Source organism: Rhizobium sp. SVR5-9E (assembly GCF_056755095.1).
On the sequence record NZ_JBNDHS010000001.1, the window covers coordinates 126,643 to 148,265 of the forward strand.

General features: G+C 59.4%; 18 protein-coding genes. 5 read left to right on the plus strand and 13 right to left on the minus strand.

Going from position 1 to position 21,623, the window contains the following annotated elements:
- Positions 1-26: 26 nt before the first annotated feature.
- The 3 genes from ACPYOJ_RS00580 to ACPYOJ_RS00590 are packed head-to-tail and all read right to left on the minus strand — an operon-like array spanning position 27 to position 3,637.
- Positions 27-1,769, minus strand: coding sequence for a TRAP transporter large permease (locus tag ACPYOJ_RS00580; protein WP_481414489.1), 1,743 nt, complete (start codon positions 1,767-1,769; stop codon positions 27-29).
- Entirely contained in the window at positions 1,766-2,434 is a 669-nt protein-coding gene (locus ACPYOJ_RS00585; RefSeq protein ID WP_481414490.1) for a TRAP transporter small permease subunit, read from the minus strand. Before ACPYOJ_RS00585 ends, ACPYOJ_RS00580 begins: the two co-directional genes overlap by 4 nt.
- 60 nt (positions 2,435-2,494) lie before the next feature.
- Positions 2,495-3,637, minus strand: a complete 1,143-nt coding sequence (locus ACPYOJ_RS00590; RefSeq protein WP_481414491.1) for a TRAP transporter substrate-binding protein — start codon at positions 3,635-3,637, stop codon at positions 2,495-2,497.
- Between the two features lie 340 nt (positions 3,638-3,977).
- On the opposite strand from ACPYOJ_RS00590, the gene ACPYOJ_RS00595 reads away from it, so the two are divergent.
- Positions 3,978-6,575, plus strand: a complete 2,598-nt coding sequence (locus ACPYOJ_RS00595; RefSeq protein WP_481414492.1) for a bifunctional diguanylate cyclase/phosphodiesterase — start codon at positions 3,978-3,980, stop codon at positions 6,573-6,575.
- A 200-nt stretch (positions 6,576-6,775) separates the two neighbouring features.
- Here the strand turns inward: ACPYOJ_RS00595 and ACPYOJ_RS00600 are convergent, their stop codons facing one another.
- The 5 genes from ACPYOJ_RS00600 to ACPYOJ_RS00620 form a co-directional block, all read right to left on the minus strand.
- A complete protein-coding gene (locus tag ACPYOJ_RS00600; protein WP_481414493.1) occupies positions 6,776-7,021 on the minus strand; it encodes a hypothetical protein in 246 nt (81 codons plus the stop codon).
- Between the two features lie 155 nt (positions 7,022-7,176).
- Positions 7,177-8,073 (minus strand): glycoside hydrolase family 25 protein, encoded by an 897-nt coding sequence (locus ACPYOJ_RS00605; protein ID WP_481414494.1) that lies wholly within the window; start codon positions 8,071-8,073, stop codon positions 7,177-7,179.
- Positions 8,074-8,303: 230 nt separating this feature from the next.
- Positions 8,304-9,737: an endo-1,3-1,4-beta-glycanase EglC gene (gene eglC, locus ACPYOJ_RS00610; protein ID WP_481414495.1), complete on the minus strand. Its 1,434-nt coding sequence runs from the start codon at positions 9,735-9,737 to the stop codon at positions 8,304-8,306.
- A 196-nt stretch (positions 9,738-9,933) separates the two neighbouring features.
- Positions 9,934-11,244, minus strand: coding sequence for an HlyD family type I secretion periplasmic adaptor subunit (locus tag ACPYOJ_RS00615; protein WP_481414496.1), 1,311 nt, complete (start codon positions 11,242-11,244; stop codon positions 9,934-9,936).
- A complete protein-coding gene (locus ACPYOJ_RS00620; RefSeq protein WP_481414497.1) occupies positions 11,234-12,985 on the minus strand; it encodes a type I secretion system permease/ATPase in 1,752 nt (583 codons plus the stop codon). Before ACPYOJ_RS00620 ends, ACPYOJ_RS00615 begins: the two co-directional genes overlap by 11 nt.
- Positions 12,986-13,386: 401 nt before the next feature.
- Between ACPYOJ_RS00620 and ACPYOJ_RS00625 the strand changes: the two genes are divergently transcribed.
- The 3 genes from ACPYOJ_RS00625 (at position 13,387) to ACPYOJ_RS00635 (ending at position 16,225) form a co-directional block, all read left to right on the plus strand.
- Complete coding sequence (locus tag ACPYOJ_RS00625; protein WP_481414498.1) at positions 13,387-13,662, plus strand: hypothetical protein; 276 nt, start codon at positions 13,387-13,389, stop codon at positions 13,660-13,662.
- 154 nt (positions 13,663-13,816) lie between these two features.
- Positions 13,817-15,805, plus strand: a complete 1,989-nt coding sequence (locus ACPYOJ_RS00630; RefSeq protein ID WP_481414499.1) for a PhoX family protein — start codon at positions 13,817-13,819, stop codon at positions 15,803-15,805.
- Between the two features lie 201 nt (positions 15,806-16,006).
- Positions 16,007-16,225: a hypothetical protein gene (locus ACPYOJ_RS00635; protein ID WP_481414500.1), complete on the plus strand. Its 219-nt coding sequence runs from the start codon at positions 16,007-16,009 to the stop codon at positions 16,223-16,225.
- A gap of 56 nt (positions 16,226-16,281) precedes the next feature.
- On the opposite strand, the gene ACPYOJ_RS00640 is transcribed toward ACPYOJ_RS00635, so the two are convergent.
- Both ACPYOJ_RS00640 and ACPYOJ_RS00645 read right to left on the minus strand, forming a co-directional pair.
- Complete coding sequence (locus tag ACPYOJ_RS00640) at positions 16,282-16,482, minus strand: hypothetical protein (protein ID WP_481414501.1); 201 nt, start codon at positions 16,480-16,482, stop codon at positions 16,282-16,284.
- 38 nt (positions 16,483-16,520) lie between these two features.
- A complete protein-coding gene (locus tag ACPYOJ_RS00645) occupies positions 16,521-17,411 on the minus strand; it encodes a LysR family transcriptional regulator (protein WP_481414502.1) in 891 nt (296 codons plus the stop codon).
- Positions 17,412-17,689: 278 nt separating this feature from the next.
- On the opposite strand from ACPYOJ_RS00645, the gene ACPYOJ_RS00650 reads away from it, so the two are divergent.
- On the plus strand, positions 17,690-18,721 hold the full coding sequence (locus ACPYOJ_RS00650; RefSeq protein WP_481414503.1) for an aldo/keto reductase: 1,032 nt from the start codon (positions 17,690-17,692) through the stop codon (positions 18,719-18,721).
- Between the two features lie 14 nt (positions 18,722-18,735).
- On the opposite strand, the gene ACPYOJ_RS00655 is transcribed toward ACPYOJ_RS00650, so the two are convergent.
- From ACPYOJ_RS00655 to ACPYOJ_RS00665, 3 genes are read right to left on the minus strand one after another with little or no spacing between them, the layout of a single operon-like run.
- Entirely contained in the window at positions 18,736-19,806 is a 1,071-nt protein-coding gene (locus tag ACPYOJ_RS00655; protein WP_481414504.1) for an ABC transporter ATP-binding protein, read from the minus strand.
- Positions 19,803-20,630 carry a carbohydrate ABC transporter permease gene (locus ACPYOJ_RS00660; protein ID WP_481414505.1) on the minus strand — a complete coding sequence of 276 codons (828 nt, stop codon included), beginning with the start codon at positions 20,628-20,630 and terminating at the stop codon, positions 19,803-19,805. The genes ACPYOJ_RS00655 and ACPYOJ_RS00660 overlap by 4 nt, the downstream gene beginning before the upstream one ends.
- Positions 20,627-21,529 (minus strand): carbohydrate ABC transporter permease, encoded by a 903-nt coding sequence (locus ACPYOJ_RS00665; RefSeq protein WP_481414506.1) that lies wholly within the window; start codon positions 21,527-21,529, stop codon positions 20,627-20,629. The genes ACPYOJ_RS00660 and ACPYOJ_RS00665 overlap by 4 nt, the downstream gene beginning before the upstream one ends.
- Positions 21,530-21,623: the final 94 nt, after the last annotated feature.

Here is a 21,623-nt window from a genome sequence, read left to right on the forward strand (position 1 = left end):
CAGGGTGCGGCAAACGGCAATGTCTGTTAGTCGTAGAGATAGGCCGGAAGCCAGAGTGTCATGCCCGGCCAGACATACATGATCACCATGCAGAGAATGACGATCAGCATATAGGGCATCATGCCTGCAAAGATCTGGTTGAGCGTGACGTGCGGTGGCGAGACGCCCTTGAGGTAATAGGCCGACATCGCCACCGGCGGCGACAGGAACGCCGCCTGCAAGTTGACGAAGACGAGCACCCCCCAGAGTATCGGATCGATATCGAAGTGCCTGAGCATCGGCAGGAAGATCGGCACGAAGATGATGATGATCTCCGTCCATTCGAGCGGCCAGCCGAGGATGAAGATGATCGCCTGCGAGAGGATCATGAACTGCACGGGCGTCATATTGAGCGACAGCACCCACTGCTCGATGAGCGCCTGGCCGCCGAGAATGGCGAAGACGGCGGAGAAGAGTGCCGAGCCGACGAAGAGCCAGCAGACCATGGCAGTGGTCTTCGCCGTGAGGAACACCGCCTCTTTGGTGCGTTTCCAGTTGAGCGTCCGGGCCTGGAACGCCAGCAAGAAAGCGCCGGCGGCACCGACCGCGGCGGACTCGGTGGCCGTCGTGATGCCGAACAGAATGACTGCGAGCACGACTACGGTCAGGATTCCGAGCGGCATGACCGACGAAGCCAGCAGCTTCACCACCTGCAGCCGCTCAGCATTCATATTCCTGTAGTAGCGCACGAGGACCGCCGCCGCGATGACAGCAATGATCCCGAACGTCAGGTAGAAGCTGGTTGACGGCCCGTTTATCACCGCCGGGCCGGCATCCGCTGCGGGTCCGCCGAGCTCTTCCAGCCCTTCCGGCACTTCCGCCTCCGCCGAGGCCTGCGGGTGGATGACGACATACCACCAGACGAGAGCCAGGGTGAATGCCGTCAGCGACAAAGGCACTAGCGCGGCGAAGGTATTCTTGACCAGCTTCCAATAGGTGAGCCGTCCCTCGTCCGTCTCGATCGCCATCGCCTTTGATGGTGAGACCAATGCACGGAGAAGCCCGACGAGCATGTTGTTTGAATAGAGTCCCTGAAAGCGTCTCATCCAGGCGGCCACCGGAACTCTCGTCTGTTCCTCGGGCAAGGCGGGCGCGATCTTCGGATTGATCATCGCCCAGGCGAGAACGTAGACGAGATAGAGAAACGCCAGGAAGAAGCCGGGAAACATGGTGGCGGCATAGAGTTTGACCACCGATTGTCCCGCAACGGCGGCGTAGACGATGATCATCACCGATGGCGGGATCAGAATGCCCAGCGTGCCACCGGCAGTGATCACCCCGGAAGCAAGCTTGACGTCATAGCCGGCGCGCAGCATCGGGCTCATTGCGATGACGCCCATCAGCACCACCACGGCGCCTACGAGGCCGCTGGCGATGCCCCAGAAGGTGCAGATAATCAGCGTCGCTACGGCAAGCGAGGCGGGCACGCGCCGGAACGAAAGCTGGATGCTGTAGAACATCTTGTCGACCAGCGCGCCGCGCTCCATCACGTAGCCCATCAGCACGAAGAGCGGGATCGAGACCAGGACGTCGTTGGTCATCGCACCATAGGTGCGCTGAACCATCAGGTCGAAGACGCGATTGTCGATCCAATGTTCGGCGGGATTGTAGAACGCGTAGAAGCCGAAGACCATGCCGAGCCCCATCAGCGTGAAGGCTGTCGGGAAGCCCATCACGATAACGACCACGATGAGAGCTAGCATCGTCAGTCCGAGGAACGGATCGCTCACGTTTCGATATCTCCACCCAGTCCCCGCTGCCTGGCGGCCCTGTCGATATCCTGGGCGCGCTCGATCGCGGCCTCGCGGGTCTCGGCATCTATGTGCTCGCTATGGGCAAGTTGCTCGGCGACGACGTCGATCTCCTCCACATCCTTGAGCCGGGCTGGCCATTCGCCGGTCCTCAGGCAGACGACGCAGCGCGCGATCTCGGCGAGCCCCTGCAGCATCACGAGCGCGCCCGCTATCGGAATGATGGTCTTGAAGTAGTAGATCGGCGGGCCTTCGGCGGTAACGGTCGAATGCTCGCCGATCCGCCAGGACAGCGCCGCATAGTCATAACCGGCATAGATGAGCGCCGCGACGCCCGGCAGGAAGAAGAGGATATAAAGGATCAGGTCGAGCGTCGCCTGTATTCGGGGCCTGAGCGAGCTGTACAGAAAGTCGCCCCGTACATGGGCGTTTTGCGCTAGCGCATAGGCTCCGGCGAGCATGAACAGGGTGCCGTAAAGCATGTTGGTGGCGTCGAATATCCACGCCGTCGGCATGTTCATGATGTAGCGCTTGAAGACTTCGACGCAGACGAGCGTCATCAGCCCGATAATCAGCCAGGCCGCGGCTTTGCCGACCCATACGCTGATCGCATCGACCCTGATGAGAAACTGCTGAACCTCCACGGCTGCCCCCGAGATAGCCGACTATCTTCGTCAGAGCATCATCGCTGACCGGCGATGACGTTATAGTTCCTTCGCAACGCCGTCGCGGCCGAAGTAATGATCGAAGGCTAACCGGCGGTTGACAAGGGTATCCTGTTCCCATCGTGTGGCCCGTTCCGCAAAGGCGATCTGGGACTCGATGACTTCCTTGAACAGCGGGTTTTCCGCCGCCTTCTTCTTCACGACCTCGTCGTAGACTTCCAGCTGCCTTTTGAGGATCGCTTCCGGCGTCTTGTAGAACTTGACCTTGTCGACCGTTTGCATCTCCGCGTAGTCTTTCGAATAGCGGTCGATCGCTTTCCAGGCCATATCCTGGGAAGCTGCCTCCGAGGCGTTGGAGATGATCGCCTTCATCTGGTCAGGCAACGCATCGTATTTCGCCTTGTTGAACAGCACCTCGAACTGCTCGGCATTCTGGTGAAAGCTTTGCAGCATGCAGATCTTGGAAACGTCCGGGAAACCGAGAGCCCGGTCGGACGAGGCGTTGTTGAACTCGGCTGCATCAAGCAGCCCGCGGTCCAATGCGGCGACGATCTCGCCACCCGGCAGCGCATTGACTGCGGCACCGAGACCGGTGAACACATCAATGGAAATGCCGACAGTGCGGAATTTCAACCCTTGGAGATCCTCCACCTTGGCCACCGGCTTCTTGAACCAGCCAAGCGGCTGTGTCGGCATCGGGCCGTAGAGGAACGAAACGACATTGGCTCCGATCGATTGATAGAGCTTTTGGAGAAGGTCCCTGCCGCCGCCGTATTTGTGCCAGGCGAGCAGCATGTTGGCATCCATGGCAAAGCCCGGACCCGAGCCCCATAGCGCCAGCGCCGCCTGCTTGCCGTAATGGTAAGCGACGACGCCGTGCCCGCCGTCGAGTGTCCCTTGGGAGACAGCGTCGAGCAGGCCGAAAGCGGGCACCACGGCGCCCGCCGGCAGCACCTCTATCTTGAGATCGCCGCCGGTCATGTCAGTGACCTTTTTTGCGAAATCAAGCGCGAATTCGTGAAAGATATCCTTGGATGGCCAGGTGCTCTGCCAGCGCATGCTGACCGCCCCCTGCGCTTTGACGACGCTGGGTGCCGCGATCATCGCCGCACCGGCCATGGCTGCGCCGCTCAGAAACCTGCGACGCGACGTTCTTCCCCTGATCTGGGTTCTGGATTTCATTTCTTCCTCCCAAAAGCATGAGCCTTTTTCGCCCTATGCCGTTTCTTCTTTTATCCCGCTCCCAACATTGTGTTTTAGCTTAAGATAATACTCCTCACCGGGCACCAAGCAAAGGTTGTCAATATGTTAGAATTTGACGGTGCGGCGGCGTTCGTCCCCGCGGCTGGCCTCAGTCCGCTTTGCGACGATAAGGCTCAGTCATCGCACACACTGTAAATAAGTTATTCATTATATAAATAACGATTATTGATTATTAACCGTATCAAAAGAGGACTGTTACTTTTAACACCTCATTTGTACTTGCTCCGTAACGTCTCGCTTAACCAAAGCGAGGATAATTATGCGCGGTGCCAATGCCAGTTTGACGCGATTCTCCGGAAAAGACTTTACACGACGCATTGTATTTCCCATGGCGGGCGTCCTGCTCGTGGCAATCACGGTCGTTATCGCGTTTGTCGTGGTTTCTGCACGCCAGCAAAACAACTTCGAAGTCGAAGCGTCGACGAAACTCGCAACCACCGCGCTCCAGGTGAAGGCGCGAGAGGTTGGCCGCAATCTCCGCGATTACGCGGTCTGGGAAAACACATACAAGCACCTTCACGAAAACGTCGATCTCAAGTGGGCGGCCAAGGTTGGAAACATCGGCGCCAATATCTATGAAAGCCTCGGCTATGAGATGGCATTCGTAGTGAGCCCTGGCGGCGAGACCGTGTACGCTCTCGTCGATGGCGTGCCACAGCCGGTGGATGCGTTCAAGCTCATGCCCCGCGGCCTTCGCGACCTCCTTCACGTTGCGTCCATTCAGACCGATCCGACGACGAGCCTCATCAAGGCGGGCGATGAGATTTTCATCGTAGCCGCCAGCGCCTTGCTTCCCCAGTCAATTGACCGCAAGACCGTCAAATCCAAAGATCTGACCATGCTGGTCTTCGCCAAGCGTCTCGACCAGAAGTTCCTTGATCGTATGAGCAAGGATTATCTCCTGTCAGGGCTGACGATTTCTCTGCAAAAGCCGGAGAGCGCCGAGGCGTCCATTCCGCTGCTGTCGCAAGATCGGGTCTATCTTGGCTCTATCATGTGGTCGCCGGAAAAGCCGGGATATCAGCTCCTGCGCTTTATCTTGCCGCCGCTCGGCATCGCTCTCGTTATTTTAGCGGCATTTGCCGTGCTGGTCGTACGCAATGCCGGCCGCTCCACCAAGGCGCTTGAAGAATCTGCCAAAACCGTCGAAGCTTACGCTCAAACGCTCAAGGAAAGCGAAGCACGCTTCAAGGACGTGGCGGAAGCCTCCTCGGACTGGATCTGGGAGAGCGACCAGACGCTGCGGCTCGTCTATTTCTCCGCCCGGTTTACCGAGGTGACTGGCCTTTCCGCTGCGAGCGTCCTCGGCAAGACATTCAAACAGTTCTTCTCGAGCGATGCCGATTCCGATGGATGGATAAGGCTTATCGAGGAAACCGATGACCACACGTCTTTCCGTGACCTGCGCTGCTGCTACCGCGACGCCGCTGGCCATACACGGGTTTGCCGGCTGGCGGGCCGTACTATTCTCGGGCCGAGCGGCGAGTTCCTTGGATTCCGCGGGACCGCCACCGACATCACCGAGGAGGTCGAGGCGCAGGACCGCGCAACGCATCTTGCGCATCACGACGCGCTCACCGGCCTTCCCAACCGGGTGCTGTTCCGCGAGCGGTTGAACCTTGCACTGGTTGCCAATACCGAACAGACGTCCCGGATTTCGATCATCTGCCTGGATCTCGATCACTTCAAGGAAGTGAACGACACGCTTGGCCACGGTGCCGGTGACCTCCTCCTGCAACAGCTCTCGAGCCGTCTCATGGGTTGCGTCCGCATGCATGATACCGTCGCTCGGCTTGGAGGTGACGAGTTCGCAATCATCCAGGTTGGCGTCAATCAGCCGCTGGAAGCCGAAGAGCTCAGCCGAAAGCTGATCGAGGTCGTGCGCGCACCGTTTACGATCGAAGGTCAGGATCTGCATATCGGCGTCAGCATCGGTATCGCTATTGCCGATGCCACCGACGGCGATCCCGAACGTCTTCTCAAGAACGCCGACATCGCCCTCTACCGGGCCAAGCAGGGTGGCCGCGCGACCTACAGGATATTCGAAGCCCAGATGGATGCCGAGCTGCAAGCGCGCAAGACATTGGAATACGACCTGCGCCAGGCGGTTCTGAAGAACGAACTCGAGGTGCACTACCAGCCGCTGATCGACCTCGGAAAGCGCAATGTGGCTGCGGTCGAAGCGCTGGTACGCTGGCGTCACCCTGCACGGGGCCTCGTCTCTCCGGCCGAATTCATTCCGCTCGCCGAAGAAACCGGGCTCATCGTTTCAATTGGCGAGTGGGTACTGGAGACGGCCTGCCGCCAGGCGCTCGAATGGGACGAGATGCGCGTCGCCGTCAACCTGTCTCCCGTGCAGTTCCGCAACAGGGAACTCGTTGAAACCGTCCGTCAAGTGCTTGAGAGAACTGGTCTCGAGCCGGGCCGGCTAGAGCTGGAAATCACCGAGAGCGTCCTGATCAACGACACCACGGCTGCCCTTGATATCCTGAACGGACTGAAAGCGCTCGGGGTCAAGATTGCGATGGACGATTTCGGCACGGGGTATTCCTCGCTCGGCTATCTGAACTCGTTCCCGTTCGACAAGATCAAGATCGACAAATCGTTCATCGGCGACATGAGCGGCAAAGATAAATCCGGTGCGATCGTAAAGTCGGTCATCAGCCTCGGCCAGAGCCTGAACATGATTACGACTGCGGAGGGCGTCGAGACTTCGGAGCAGGTGGCGTTCCTCAGAGCGGAAGGCTGTGACCAGCTTCAAGGTTATTTCTTCAGTAAACCGGTCACTGCAACAGAGCTTGCGGCCTTCATTGAACGGTGGAGTTCCGAAAAGACGATCGATGAGATCGCCGCCTAAGACGCAAGAAGACAAATGATCAAACGACGGCTGCTCACGAGCAGCCGTTGCCTCGGCTGCGATGCCGCTCCAAACCCCACCCGAGGCGTTACCGATCTGCCGATTCGCGTCACTGAGGTCGGTGTGTCGACCTTCAGAGCGGAGGAAGTTCAGCTGTGGGGCTAAAGCGAACGCCGCCGCCGCGGCGAACGAGCATGAACCTATTGCACCGTGAGATGAACCGGAAGCACTCGCGTCATGTCGGGCCAGATGCCGAACCTATGCCGCAGTCTCCAAACCGCCTGTTCCAGCGCGAGGACAACGGCGGTCATGCTTTCGATCTCGCCGTGAAGATCGAGTGACTCGCCCTCCTCAAGCAGGCCGCTCGCGATCAGCCAGTGCGCATTTACGATCAACTGTTCGGCTCGCTGCAGGATCGCTAGACTTCCGGCGATAACGTCAAACATGCAAGTTCCCTTACTGTCTCTCGCGTTCTCTTGGAGAGAACGCCTATACTGACCATAGCAATTAGGATCCCGATCTGACTATCGGCCCATGGGAAGGAACGGATACCGACGAGGAAGGGATAACCTATACGCGGGTCTATGTGCCTTTGGGCGAATCAAAGGTCGGACGACGCGACGGAGGACGTTACGACCACGTCAGGCCGGGGTGCTGGAAGCCGAACCGAGCTGTATTCGATCTTTGCAAGGATCAGCGGGGGGTCGGGTTCGGCGGGAGGCAGAAGCCCGCCTTGCGGCCAGACACGCCGTAATTCCTCTTTGGTCATCGCCGCGACGTTCACGTCGATATCGGTCAAGGTGCCCGGCACGCGATACGGACAACGCCGCTGTGAACAATTGCTCGCAGACGAAAACTGCCAGAGAAAATAGTTTGGCCAGCTTCCAAAAGGGAAGACTTTGCGGATATCAGGCTTGTATCGGGCGTACCACAGCGGCAGCCTCGCAAGGACGCCGTAGTCCCGGCGATATGCGGCGATATAGCGTGCGGTGTCATGGTTGGTGTAGAGGATCGGATAGCGCCCCGTTCTCGCCCGGATGTGGCCGACGAAGATCTGCGCGTCCTCAAGCGACATGAACTGATTGGCATCAAGTCCCTCGATATCGAGGATCATCAGGTCGTTCGGCCCCGGGGTCGCATATTCGAGGAAGTGGTTCGCCTGATCGATTGGATTGCCCGGCCTCCCAAGATGGTAGGCGCCCCAGAGCAGGCCGTTTTGGCGGGCAATCATACGACGGCTGTTATAAAGTTCGCGACTCACCGCGTATTTGCGCCACATCGTCTTGCAGTGCGCGAAGGTGTCGCCACCGTGCTCCCCCGCGCAGCTGAAACTCTCCGGCAATCCGTCCGACGCCTTCGAGATAAACGCCGCGATCCGATCGTCCTTGAGCAGTGCCTGCCAATCGACGGCGTTCAGTTCGTAGGCATCGACGACTAACGCATTGGCGGGGTTGTTCCAGGGCGATCCATCGTCCGCCAGCAGGATCCCTGCTCCCATGATGAAAGCAAGTAGAGAAAGGCACGACAGAACCGATGCTCGAAGCCCAACCATCGATCCAAAGTAAGACGCCCTCGGTTTATAACATCTTAATAGTCGAATATTCTTAATCGCCCCGCTTGGTCACCTGGTTGAACCCATGAGCGCCGCTATGGCGCCCAGGGACATATTCTGATTGCAAGCGGCCCTGAGTTTGCCGGCCGCTTGCGCCCGCCTCACGTCTCTCTTGCTTATATGTGCCAGTCGGTCCCCCCAGATTGGCTGCTGATCGCCGTCGGTGTGTGATCGAGCGAATAGGCATGAATGTAGTCTATCTTCATCTCTGCCCCGTCGCTAAACCCGGCGCCCGGCGCTCCTGCCGCCCCGCCCACTGCCAGGTTTGCAAGCATGTACATCGGCTTGTGCATGTCATCAGGGGTGTCGGCGTGCGCGACGGCGACATCGTCGAAGTACCAGACAATCTGATCCTGATCCCACAGGACACCGTATTTGTGGAAGCCGTCGGTGCTCGCAACCTTGACAGGCATCGATTCCATCGTGTGCGTGCCGGTCTCGTTGCTGTGAACCGTCACGTTGACGGTGTTCGGGTCCTGCCCGCGCATCTCGACGACGTCCAGTTCCGGCGGCCACGAACCATCTTCGGGCAGAAGCCAGAACGCCGGCCAGGCACCCTGCTCGGTCGGCATGTCAGCGCGCATTTCGAAGTAGCCGTAGGTCTGAGAGAAAGAAGAATGCGTGTTGATGAGGCCGGACGTATAGTCATAGCCGTTGATCTGCGATTGGATCGCATCGGACGCCGGAGCCGCCTTTATGGTCAGCACGCCGTCCTTCACGGAAAACGGGTTAACGGACGACGTGGGAGCATAGGAGGGGTTGACGTACCACTGGAGTTCGCTGTTGCCGTGCAGCGAACTGCCTTTGTCCGGTGCCCACCAGAACTTGGCGTCCCAAACGCCTTGGTCGCCGTTACGCAGCGACAGGCTGTTGAACTCGTCAGCAAAAGTCTGCGTAAGGGCGGATCGGTCAAGCGTCAGCTGAAATTGATCGGCATGAAGGTCGGCGACCGTCTTGTTGGCAAAGACGAGACTCTCTCCGCCACCGAGATCCAGCCGCAGATTGGAGCCTTCCTGCGTCGTGTGGTTCAGGACCTGATCGAAGGTCGAAAGCCCATAGCTGTTCAATCGGACAGTGTCATCGCTGCCGAAATCGACGATCAAATCACTGCCGTTTCCGCGCGTGAATATGAAGGTGTCGGCACCGCCGCCGCCCTTGAGGACATCGTTTCCCGCGCCGCCGTCTATCGTCTGGCTGCCGGAGGCGCCGGAAATGATATTGTCCGCCCCATTGCCGAAGGCGAAGCGGCCATCACCGGTCACGGTCAGATTCTCGACGTTCTCCGGAAGGGTATAGCTCATCCAGGTGCTGACTGTATCGACGCCAGCGTCTGGAGACTCTATCGCGCGATTGATGCTCGAATACAGATAATAAATGTCATCGCCGGTTCCGCCGTGCATGGTGACGTTTACGGAACTGTCTCCCCAGATCGAGTCGTTGCCGACCGTACCATACAGGTCTGGCCCCGAGCCCGTGGCCGAGTACCAGTGGGTCGATGCACCGCTGTAAAAGAGAGTTTTGCCAACGGCGTTCGTAACCGAGCTTGCCATATAAATCTCCTGGATTTCTGACTGCAATCAATTGACTACGTTTCTAAGAAGTTTGGGTACCTTTCGTTTCGTTTCTCGTTTCAATGTTCGCGGAAAGTCCGCACTAAACCTAACGAATTAGCCTGCCCGGCGGTCGCCTATCTGCCATTTCGGGCTAGAGTGGCCACCTATTGTGGCGATTCTCTGCCAAGCCAGTTCACTCCTCCCGGAAAGCTCGCGCCACCTGATCGGTCAAGGGTTTGGTCAGATAGGCGAGAGCGGTGCGAGCTCCGGTCTGGACGAAAGCTTCCACCGGCATGCCAGGGAGAGGAACCAGATCGGCCAGTCGCTTCCATTCATTTTCAGGAACCGAAATACGGACGACGTAGTAGGCGGCGCCTGTCTGCTTGTCGGTGGTCACGTCGGCCGCAACCTGCTCCACTACTCCATTGATCTCGGGCGTGCTTCTTTGGTTGAAAGCAGAAAATCGCAGGATGACTTGCTGGCCGACCGAAACCTGATCGATGTCTTGAGGTGAGACGCGAACTTGAGGCGTCAGCATATCGCGAGCGGGCACGATCTGCAGGATAGCCTCGCCGGGCGCGACCACGGCGCCCGTCGCGTGCACCGCCAGTTCATGCACGACGCCTGCCTGAGGCGCTCGGATATCAACGCGCTGCACCTCGTCCTTGGCAGCGGCGAGTCGTTCGGCGAATTCACTGATGTCGCTCTGCGTCTTGCGTAACTGCTCCGATACTTCGCTTCGCTGGTCATCGTCGATCTGGATGATCTGCAATTCCGTTTCGGCCACTTTTCCATTCGTTTCCGCAAGACTTGCGACAAGGCTGCCGAGCTCACCGGTCAAGCGCGCGGACTCGCGCTGGAGCTCATAAAGCCGATTGATCTCCACCATGCCCCGAGCCAACAGACGGTTGACGCTCTCGAGTTCCTTGTCGATCAGCGCCATCTCCGCCTTTTTCCCGGTCTGCTGCGCCGTTAACCCGTCCGCCTCCTGCCGCAACTGCTTGATTCGCTCGCGCAACTGGGCCTTTCTGCTTGTGCGGGATGTCCGGCGATCCTCGAACAAGCGCCGTTCGCCTGCGATGGTGTCACTCGCCGCAGCGTCGACACTTCCCTGTAACAGGTTAGCCGGGAATTTGATCTCGTCGTCACCATCCTGCTCGGCACGCAGTCTGGCGGCCGTGGCAGACAGTTCGATCAAGCGCTGGGAGATGATGGCAAGGTTCGAGCGCAATTGCGTATCGTCCAGATGGACGAGTATCTGTCCGGCATCGACGCGGCTGCCGTTCTTTACAAAGATTTTTCCGACAGTCCCGCCTTTTTGATGCTGAACGGGCTTCACATAGCTATCGACAACAAGCGTGCCGGTCGCGATGACCGCGCCAGAAAGATAGGTCGTGGCGCCGAGGCCGCCGACCACGCCGACGAGCAGCAGGACCATCGCCAGTGCGATCGTCGTCAGTCGCTTGATCGCTGCCTCGGATGCAGGCGCCGGGTTAACGCTCAATCTCGCCTCCCGCTGCAATGACTGTCAGAGTGCTGTTTCGCGGAGCTGCCGGAATCGTACCTTTTCTAAGCACATCATCTTTTGGTCCGAAGGCCTGCAACTGTCCGTTTGCGAGCACGAGAACGAGATCGACGGCAGCCAGGGCGCTCGGCCGGTGTGCGATGACAACGGCAATGCCTTTGCGGGCGCGAACACCTGCAATCGCTTGCGTAAGAGCGGCCTCGCCGTCGCTATCGAGGTTCGAGTTCGGTTCATCAAGAACGACCAGGAAAGGATCGCCGTAAAGGGCGCGCGCCAGGCCGATACGCTGACGCTGACCGGCCGAGAGCATCGAACCGCTCTCACCGATCGACGTGTCGAATCCGTCAGGAAATTGCACGATCATCTCGTAAACCCCTGCTGCCTTTGCAGCAGCGATGATCTTTTCAGATGGCGCGTTGCCGTCGAAACGGGCGATGTTGTCGGCAATGGTGCCGTCGAAAAGCGACACTTCCTGGGGCAGATAGCCGATCGACTGACCGAGCGATGATGGATTCCACTGATCAAGTGATGCCCTATCGAGGCACACCGCGCCTCCTGCGGGTTGCCACACGCTGACAAGCGCGCGGGCAAGCGACGACTTCCCCGACGCACTCGGCCCAATAATGCCAACGGCATCTCCGGCCTGCGCCTTGAACGAGACGCCGCGAAGAACCATCGTCCGTGTACCGGGGATGGCAAGATGGAGCCCTTCAACGACTAGGTTCGCCGTGGGTGGGGGTAAGTCGATCTGCCGGTCAGTGGCCGGCATCAGGTCGAGAAGCTTCGTTAGCCGGCTCCAGCTTTGCCGGGCAGCGACAAAACCCTTCCACTGTCCGATTGCAAGTTCCACGGGGGCTAGCGCCCTGCTCAAAAGGATGGAACTTGCGATCATGATGCCGGGCGTTGCCTCCTGCCTGACGACCAGGATAGCACCGACTGCCAAGACGCCGGATTGCAACATCATGCGTAGAATTTTCGAGGTGGTCGCGAGGCTGCTGGTGACGTTTGTCGCCGAAATGTGGTTCGCAAGATATCGATTGTTGACGTCAGTCCATCTGGTGGCCAGGAGCGGCCCAAAACCCATCGACAGCGCGGCCTCCGAGTTTCGGCGCGTCGCCTCTGCAAGGTTCAGCCGGCGCGCCGCCAGTTCCGAGGCAATCCTTGCGGGGCTGCGGGATTTGACCTCGGCGAGAACCGTGAGGCCAACCAGCATGACAGCGCCGGCAAGCGCGGTCACGCCGATCCAGAAATGAAAGAGGAAGCACAGACCGATGTAGAAAAACATCCACGGCATGTCGAACAATGCTGTCGGCCCAGGTCCGGAGAGAAAGCCACGAACCGTATCCAGATCCCGGATCGATTGCAGGCCGTCGCCCGGCATTCGCATGCGGGAAGGCAACAGGATCAAGGAGTTATAAACGTCGTCTCCCAAACGCTCATCGACCGCCGTGCCGACGCGCACTAGGAGCATCGACCGGATGAGATCGAGCAGCCCCTGAAAGACGAAGAGCGTGGCGGCAATAAGCGCGAGCCCGGCGAGTGTGGGCAGGCTTCGGCTTGGAATCACCCGGTCATAGACCTGCAGCATAAAGAGCGAGCCGGTCAGGGCCAGTATGTTAACGACGCAACTCGTTGCTCCTACACCCAGGAAAACGCGCTTGAGGGAGAATAGCATGGCCACAAGGAAGGCCTGCGGTGGGCTGGGTCTCGCATCGGGCATGCATACTCCGCAACTAAGCAGCTGCCACGAAGCAGAAGCTTCGCACCGGCTACTCGACATTTCCTCCCGTCACCATTGTTAGCACCGGATGTGGCGAGCATGCGACCGCCGAAAAGTTTTCCTGTGATCTGCATTAAGGATTGCCTTCCTTCGTGCGTTGCGCACCGCCGGCTGTTCAACAACGGGACCCCGCGTTCTGCGGGCTTCATGGCGAGCGGGCCGACCTATGGCATCCGGCAGGTAACTTTTTGTTAACCATATGGACCTACCGATAGGAGGCTGCTTTTCCGCGATAACAAAAGCAGCACGCCCGGTGCGAGCGTCGCGTTTACGACTAGGAACGCAGCTCACCGCCGCACCCATGTCACCCTTGGGATGGATGTCTCTTCAAGGAGGTTGCGATGCCGCTTGTCGCTTTGCTCGATACATTTAACATGATCGGTCACGATGCTATAATCGTCATGAAAGGCGACCGCACGCATCAAGCCGTATGCGTGACGGAAGATGCACTCGCTGGTGTTCAGGCTGTGCCAGACGCGCGGCGGCTACCGCAGAATCTCGATGTGTTCGAGCACATTGCCAGTCGAAAATTCGAGCATGGCGAAATCGCATTCGACGGCCGCATCTGGATCACGGCAAAGGATGTGCACAACTGGCACAACGAGACGCTGCATTAGACTCCTGCCCCGCGTTGATGCATGCCGTAGTCGCCTGGGGGACCAAAATCCGGGCTGTATCGAGGGGCAAATTTGTCTCATTGCCGTAATGTGACACCCCTACGTTTAGAAAGGCTCCGGGGTAGGGGCCGTTCTCAACTTTGGAGGCAGTACGATGAACGAGCATCTTTCTCAAAAGATATTCCCCACGACTCAGCTCGAAGACGCGGATGGCGAAGGCCACAATTCCAGCACCAACCCAACGATGGGTGAGATCATCAGCAAGCGCTTTTCGCGCCGTAACTTCCTCCAGGGTTCGCTTGCCGTCGCCGCGATTACCGCAACCGTCAGCCCCGTTGCGTTGATGACGGCGGAAAAGGCGCGTGCTGCCGGAAAATCGGCTTTCTCCTTCACCGAGGTCGAAGCCGGCGTCGACGCGGACCATCATGTCGCCGAAGGCTATAACGCCGATATCCTGCTGCGATGGGGCGATGCGCTTTTCCCCGATTCCCCGGCATTCGATCCCAAGAAACAGACGGCCGAGGCACAAAGCCGCCAGTTCGGCTACAACAACGACTATGTGGGCTATATCCCACTCGAAGGCTCTTCCGAACACGGATTGCTGGTGGTCAATCACGAATATACCAACCCGCACCTGATGTTTCCGGGTCTCGTCTCGATCGTTGACGGCAAGATCAAGCAGGCGCCGCTGAGCAAGGAGCAGGTCGACATCGAAATGGCCGCGCACGGCGGCACGATCGTCGAGATCCGCAAGACCGACGGCAAGTGGCAGGTCGTTCCCGAAGGCAAGTACAACCGCCGCATTACCACCATGACCGAAATGCAGCTGACCGGTCCGGCGGCAGGCAGCGAGCGTCTGAAGACCTCCGCCGATGGGACGGGCACGAAGGTGATCGGTACCATGAACAACTGTGCCGGCGGCGTGACCCCCTGGGGCACCTACATCATGGCGGAGGAGAATTTCCACGGTTATTTCTCGGGCGATCTGCCGGAGGGCCACAAGGAAGCCGCCAACTACAAGCGCTACGGCGTTCCGGAAGGCGCTTACGAGTGGGCGAATTTCTACGATCGCTTCGACCTTGCCAAGGAGCCTAACGAGCCCAATCGATTTGGCTGGATCGTGGAGGTCGACGCCATGGACCCGACCTCGACACCGAAAAAGCGTACGGCGCTCGGCCGCACCAAGCACGAGGGCGCTGCCTCGATCGTTTCCAAGAACGGCCGCGTCGTCTTCTATCTCGGCGACGACGAGCGTTTTGACTATGTCTACAAGTTCGTGACCGACGCGCCCTTTAACGCAAGCGAGCGCGCGGCCAACATGGACTTGCTCGACGAGGGAACCCTCTATGTCGCCAAATTTGCCGAGGACGGCTCGCTGCAATGGCTGCCGCTGACCTTCGGCCAAGGACCGCTGTCGTCCGAGAACGGCTTTGCCAGCCAGGCAGATGTGCTCATCGAGACGCGCCGTGCCGCCGATCTGCTCGGCGCGACGAAGATGGACCGGCCGGAGGACGTCGAGCCGAACCCGGTCAACGGCAAGGTCTACCTCATGCTGACCAACAACACGAACCGCAAAGCCGAGCAGGTCGATGCCGCCAACCCGCGCGCCAAGAACGCGTTTGGCCATATCATCGAGATCAGCGAGGACGACGGCGAATTCGCTGCAACCTCCGGCAAGTGGGAAGTGCTGTTGAAATGCGGCGATCCCGCCGTCGCCGATGTAGGTGCATCCTTCTCGACGGACACGACCAAGAACGGCTGGTTCGGCATGCCCGACAACTGTTCCATCGATTCCGCCGGCCGCCTCTGGGTGGCGACGGACGGCAACAACAACAAGGCGACCGGACGGACGGATGGCTTGTGGGCCGTCGACACGGAAGGCGAGGCGCGCGCGACCTCCAAGCTCTTCTACCGTGTCCCAGTGGGCGCAGAGCTTTGCGGTCCGCTGCTGATTCCGGGTGACGAAACAGCCTTCGTCGCCGTGCAGCATCCGGGTGATGGCGGCGACGACTGGAGCGGTCACGGCCGCCCATCCTACTACGAGGATCTCTCCACGCGCTGGCCCGACTTCAAGGATGACATGCCGGTTCGTCCGGCGGTCGTCGCCATCACCAAGATCGGCGGCGGCAAGATTGCCGTCTGAGCGGCGGGTTCTATAGCGGCGCTAAGCCACAGAGAATGCGGCTGGGACAAGCACATCGTCCCAGCCGTTGCATTTTTTCGTCGGAGAGATCAGCCGCCCTCACTGCCTTGGCGGAGCGTGCCATCTTTTCGCCGCCGCCAGTACATTAGTTTGTAATAAAATAGGGCTACATATCCCTCCCATAATGAGGAGGGAGAACCTATGCGCGAGATGACGTTGCCGGAGGTGCTAAGCGATCCGCTGATCCGCCAGCTTATGCGGGCCGACAAGGTATCGCTTCAAGCTTTTAAGACTCTGCTTCGAGAAGCGGCTGCACGCGTTGAAGAGCAGGCTGACGCGAAGGAGGCGGCTGCGCATCAGCATGCAAGCAATCGCGCTTCGCCGAAAATCAATCCCATCCTGCAAGAGGAAGCAGTCTAGTCCACGGCCTCAAGCCACTTGGCAATTCGTCTGGAATGAGGCGGCCGCCGCCCTCGTCACTGCCGGCCGAGTTTGCGGCTGACGAAGACCATTACGCCGCCAATCCCCAGCACGATCAGACCCCATAGGACCCAAACGCTCTGATTGATCATGAAACTGGACGAGGGATACGGGAATAGTCCGCTCCCCTGGCCTATCCAGATCAATCCGAGCAACATCAAAATCGTCCCGAGGACGTAGCCAACTTTCCGCCTCATTTGCGTTCCTCCTCCCGTAAGGCAACGAGGACTTCGATCTAGGCCTCGATGCCAACGGCGCTCTTTCCGATAATTTCCCCAAAGCGTTTCGACACTGGATCGTCAGATGCCGCAGACGACGCCAACACGACTTCCCAGCATGCATCGGCCTCCTTCAGACGGCAGACGCTCAGGATCGACTCCCGGCTTTCGGCCACCGATTCCGGCACGAGCGCGATACCCAATCCATGCCCGACGAGTTCTAATAACGTGCTGAGATCGCTTACCTCGAATGCGATCTTACGATCACTATTGGCCGTCAGAAACAGTTCGTCAATCAGCTTGCGCGTACCCAAATCCTGCTCGAAATCGACGAAGGGATAGGCGGCAATCTCTTCGATCGAAGCAATGTCGGCTGTCGCAAGCGGATGGGTTCGGCTGCAGACCACAACCAGTTCTTCGCAGGCGATCATCGTCGTCGAAATGTCGGCCGGCGGTTCGAAGACCGGCAGAAACGCCAGATCGAGCTTGCCGTTGCGTACCTTCTCGAGAAGGTGGGCCGCACCGCCTTGTATGAGGCGGACCTCGATATGAGGGTGACGCTCATGAAAACGCGCAAGCAATAGCGGCAGGTCGAGAAATGCCGGCAGGCCCTGAACAGTTCCGACATTCAGCTTCCCTGATTTCGCCTCAGTCACTGCGCTCACTGCGTCGCGCGCGTCTTTCGCTGCGGCCAGAACGATCTCCGCCTTTTCGAGCAGAGCCCGACCGGCGGCTGTCAGCCGGACTTTTCGCGTGGAGCGCACGAAGAGCTTGGCATTGAGCTCGAATTCGAGCGCCCGAATAGAACTCGATAGCGCGGACTGGACGATGTTCAAACGCTGCGCGGCCCGCGTAAAATGTTCAGCTTTTGCCGCAGCGACGAAATATTGGAGCTGGCGTAGTTCCATACGCGCCTCATTATGCATCAAAATCGATCAATCTTATCTAAATCTTCCGTTTGAAAGATGGAAGCAGCTGACGCATTCTTTCGTCAACGCCTCATCAGAGCACGTCCTGCTCAGGTAATCCCACCGTATGCTTCGTCAGCAGATCCTAACGAGGATCCTTTCGTTGAACGGCTCGGGTGAAACGGCAGAATCGGCGGAACTCGCCGGTGGGCTGGGTGCTGGAGGCTTCGAGATCGCAGCTGCAGTTGATGACGCGGCTGTTTCAATGGAGGTAAAGAATGGACTATCGCAAACTCGGCCCGAGCGGCACGATCGTGACCGCATACTGTCTCGGTACGATGACTTTCGGTGCAGAGGCGGACGAAGCCGCTTCCCACCGGCTGCTTGATGACTATTTCGCCTGGGGCGGCAATTTCATCGACACGGCCGACGTCTACAGCGCCGGCGTTTCCGAAGAGATCACCGGCCGCTGGCTGAAAGCCCGTCCCACCGAAGCCAAGCAGGCTGTGATCGCCACCAAGGGTCGCTTCCCCATGGGCGACGGGCCGAACGACATTGGCCTCTCTCGCCGCCACCTTCACGACGCGCTGAACGCGTCGCTCAAACGCCTCGGCGTCGATTACATCGATCTCTATCAGATGCATGCCTGGGATGCGCTGACACCGATCGAGGAGACGCTGCGCTTCCTCGACGACGCCGTTTCGGCGGGCAAGATCGGCTATTACGGCTTCTCGAACTATGTCGGCTGGCATATCGCCAAGGCCTCCGAGATCGCCAAGGCGCAGGGCTATACGCGTCCGGTGACGCTACAGCCGCAGTACAATCTGCTCATGCGCGACATCGAGCTCGAGATCGTCGCGGCCTGCCAGGACGCGGGCATGGGCCTGCTTCCCTGGTCGCCGCTCGGCGGCGGCTGGCTGACGGGCAAGTACAAGCGCGACCAGGCGCCGACGGGCGCTACCCGCCTCGGCGAAAACCCAAAGCGGGGTGGCGAAGCCTATGAGGCCCGCAATGCGCAGGACCGCACCTGGGCGATCATCGGTGCTGTCGAGGAAATCGCCAGGGCACGCGGCGTCAGTATGGCCCAAGTGGCGCTTGCCTGGGTCGCCGCCCGTCCCGCCGTCACCTCCGTCATCCTCGGCGCCCGCACGCCGGAACAGCTTTCGGACAACCTCGGTGCTGCCAAGCTGACGCTGTCGGATGAGGAGATGCAGAAGCTCACCGATGTCAGCGCGCCGACGCCCGGCCAGTACCCTTACGGCCAGCATGGTATCAACCAGCGCCACCGTAAGATCGAGGGCGGCCGCTAAGCGATAAAGCGGCGTCAGATCCTGGCGCCGCTTGTCTTATCGAAAAGATGCAGATGGCTCGGATCGACGGCGACCCCGATCGTATCGCCACCACGAACCAAGCCGCGGCCTGTCTCGACAATCGTAAGCTCCGGCGTGGTTGCGGCTGTGACGAAGGTCGACGAGCCGGTCGATTCCACAAAGGCGACCGGTACGTCGAACGTCCCCTGCCCCTGGCCTGATATCCCGAGATGTTCAGGGCGAAGACCGGCCGTGACCTTGCGACCCGGCTGCAACTGGTGGCCGGTTGCGATCGTCTGCTTTACCGGCCCGAGATCGAGCGCCAGGCTTCTGCCGTCCTCACCGACGATGGCCGGAATGAAGTTCATGGCGGGCGAGCCGATGAAACCGGCAACAAACTTGTTGGCCGGGCGGTCATAAAGGTCGAGCGGTTTGCCCTGCTGCTCGATAACACCGTCTCGCATCACGACGACGTGGTCGGCCATGGTCATGGCTTCGATCTGGTCGTGCGTGACGTAGACCGAGGTCGCATGCAGCCGGTCGTGCAGGGCGCGGATTTCCTTACGCATATGGACGCGCAGCGCCGCATCAAGGTTCGACAGCGGTTCATCGAACAAAAATGCCTTCGGATGACGGATGATCGCGCGGCTCATGGCGACACGCTGCCGCTGCCCGCCGGAAAGCTCGCGCGGATAACGCTTCAGGAGGTGCGATAGACCGGTGGTGGCGGCAACTTCCTCCGCTGCCTTTTTGGCGTCAGCCTTCGCCACGCCTCGGATCCGCAGGCTGTAGGTCAGGTTCTTCTCCACCGTCATGTGCGGATAGAGCGCATAGGACTGGAAGACCATGGCGACGTCGCGCTTGCGTGGCGGCACGTTGGTCATCAGCTCACCGGCTATCTTCAGCTCGCCTTCGGAAATCCTCTCAAGCCCTGCAAGCGAGCGAAGGAGCGTGGACTTGCCGCAGCCGGACGGACCGACCAGAGCGACGAACGTGCCCTTTGGAATCGACAGGTTGATGTTTTTCAGGGCATGAAATGCGCCATAGTGCTTGTTGACGCCGCTGAGCTCGATCTGAGGGGTCATTTGAGGGCTCCCGAGGTAAGGCCGGATACGATGCGGCGCTGCAAGAGAACGAAGATGGCAAGGATCGGCGTTACATACATCGTGGCGTAGGCCATGATGTTGTTCCACTCGTTGGTGTTCGGTCCCATGAAGGAGTTGAGACCGACACTCGCCGGCTGAAGCTCGGCCGCTTGGATCATCGACTTGGAATAGACGAACTCGCCGAAGGCCTGCATGAAGATCAGGATGGCGCTGACGAGGATGCCGTTGCGGGCAAGCGGCAGCACGATGTTGAAGAAGGCGCCGACGCGGCTGTTGCCATCGACGAGAGCCGCCTCCTCGAGCTCCTGCGGCACCGCCATGAAGGTTGCCCGGACGAGGACGACGAAGAAGGGCATGCTCTTTGCAGCAATCGCGATCACCACGGCAAGGCGCGGATAGTTCAGCATGCCGAGTTGCGAGAAGCCGACGAAGATCGGCGTCACCATCAGCGAGGCAGGCAGCACCTGCAACATCAGGATCAGGAAGAGGCCGATATCCACCCAGACATTGCGATAGCGCGCCAGGACGTAGGCACAACCGACCCCAAGCACCGTGATCAGCGTCACCGCGCCGAGGGCGATCACCAGCGAGTTCCAGAGATAGCGGCCCATCTGGCGGCTTTCCCAGACATAGCCATAGGTGCCCCATTGCGGCGAGGACGGCCAGAAGCTCGGCGGCGTCGCGAACATCTCCGAGCCGCTCTTCAGCGTCGTGATGTACATCCAATAGAGCGGGAATAGATAGATCGCCGCCATGATGACGGCGGCCGCGAGCATCAGGCGGTTGCGTGCGGTCTCGCTCATCCGCGCACCTCATGGCGTGTCGAGCGGACATAGACGATCGAGGCGAACATGACGAAGACGATCATGATCACGGAGATCGTTGCTCCCTTGGCGAAGTCATACTGGCGGAAGGAAAGATCCCAAGCCCAGTATTGGGTAACGTTGGACGAATTGTTCGGCCCGCCGGAGGTAATGGCGGCAAAAAGGTCGAACTGCTGCAGCGTGAAGATCAGGCCGAGGGCAATGATAGCGCCGATCGTCGAGCGCATCATCGGAAGGGTGATCGTCCAGAAGCGCTGCCAGGCATTGGCACCGTCGAGTTCGGCCGCCTCGTAGAGATCGCCCGGAATGCCGGACAGGCCGACGGAGAGCAGGATCATGTTAAAGGCGGTTCCGAGCCAGATATTGGCGATGATGACGGCGTAGAGCGAATAATGCGGGTCCGAGCGCCAGAAGATATTGCCCGAGATGATGCCGCTTTCCTTCAGGATGAAGTTGAGGACACCGAAGTCACCGGAAAGGATCCAGTTCCAGATGGCGCCGACGACCAGGCCGGGCATGACCCAGGAGACGAGGAAGAGGCCGCGCAGCCATGAGGCGCCGGGGAAATTGACCCAGAAGAATAATGCCAGGCCGAAACCGATCAGGAACTGCCCGGCGATCGAGCCCACGACAAAGATCAGCGTATTGTAGAGGATCGGCAGTGTTTCGGGCTGTGCGAAGAGTTCCACATAATTCCTGAAGCCGACGAAGGGGCGCGAGAAGGTCCCGAGGCTGAACATGTCGACCTCCTGGAAGCTCATCACGACGTTGTAGATGAGCGGCAGGCCTGCCATCAGGAACAGAAAACCGAGCGGAAGGGCGACGAGCACAATATCGAAACCGCGGCCATCCCTAACGCTGGAAAGGATCCTTCTCATGGGTCCTCCGATGCTCCGAACGGAGCCGCCTTGCGCTTGCGCGGAAGACAGCCCCTGCCGGGAGGAAGTGATTGGATGGCGCTGAGGCCAGCCG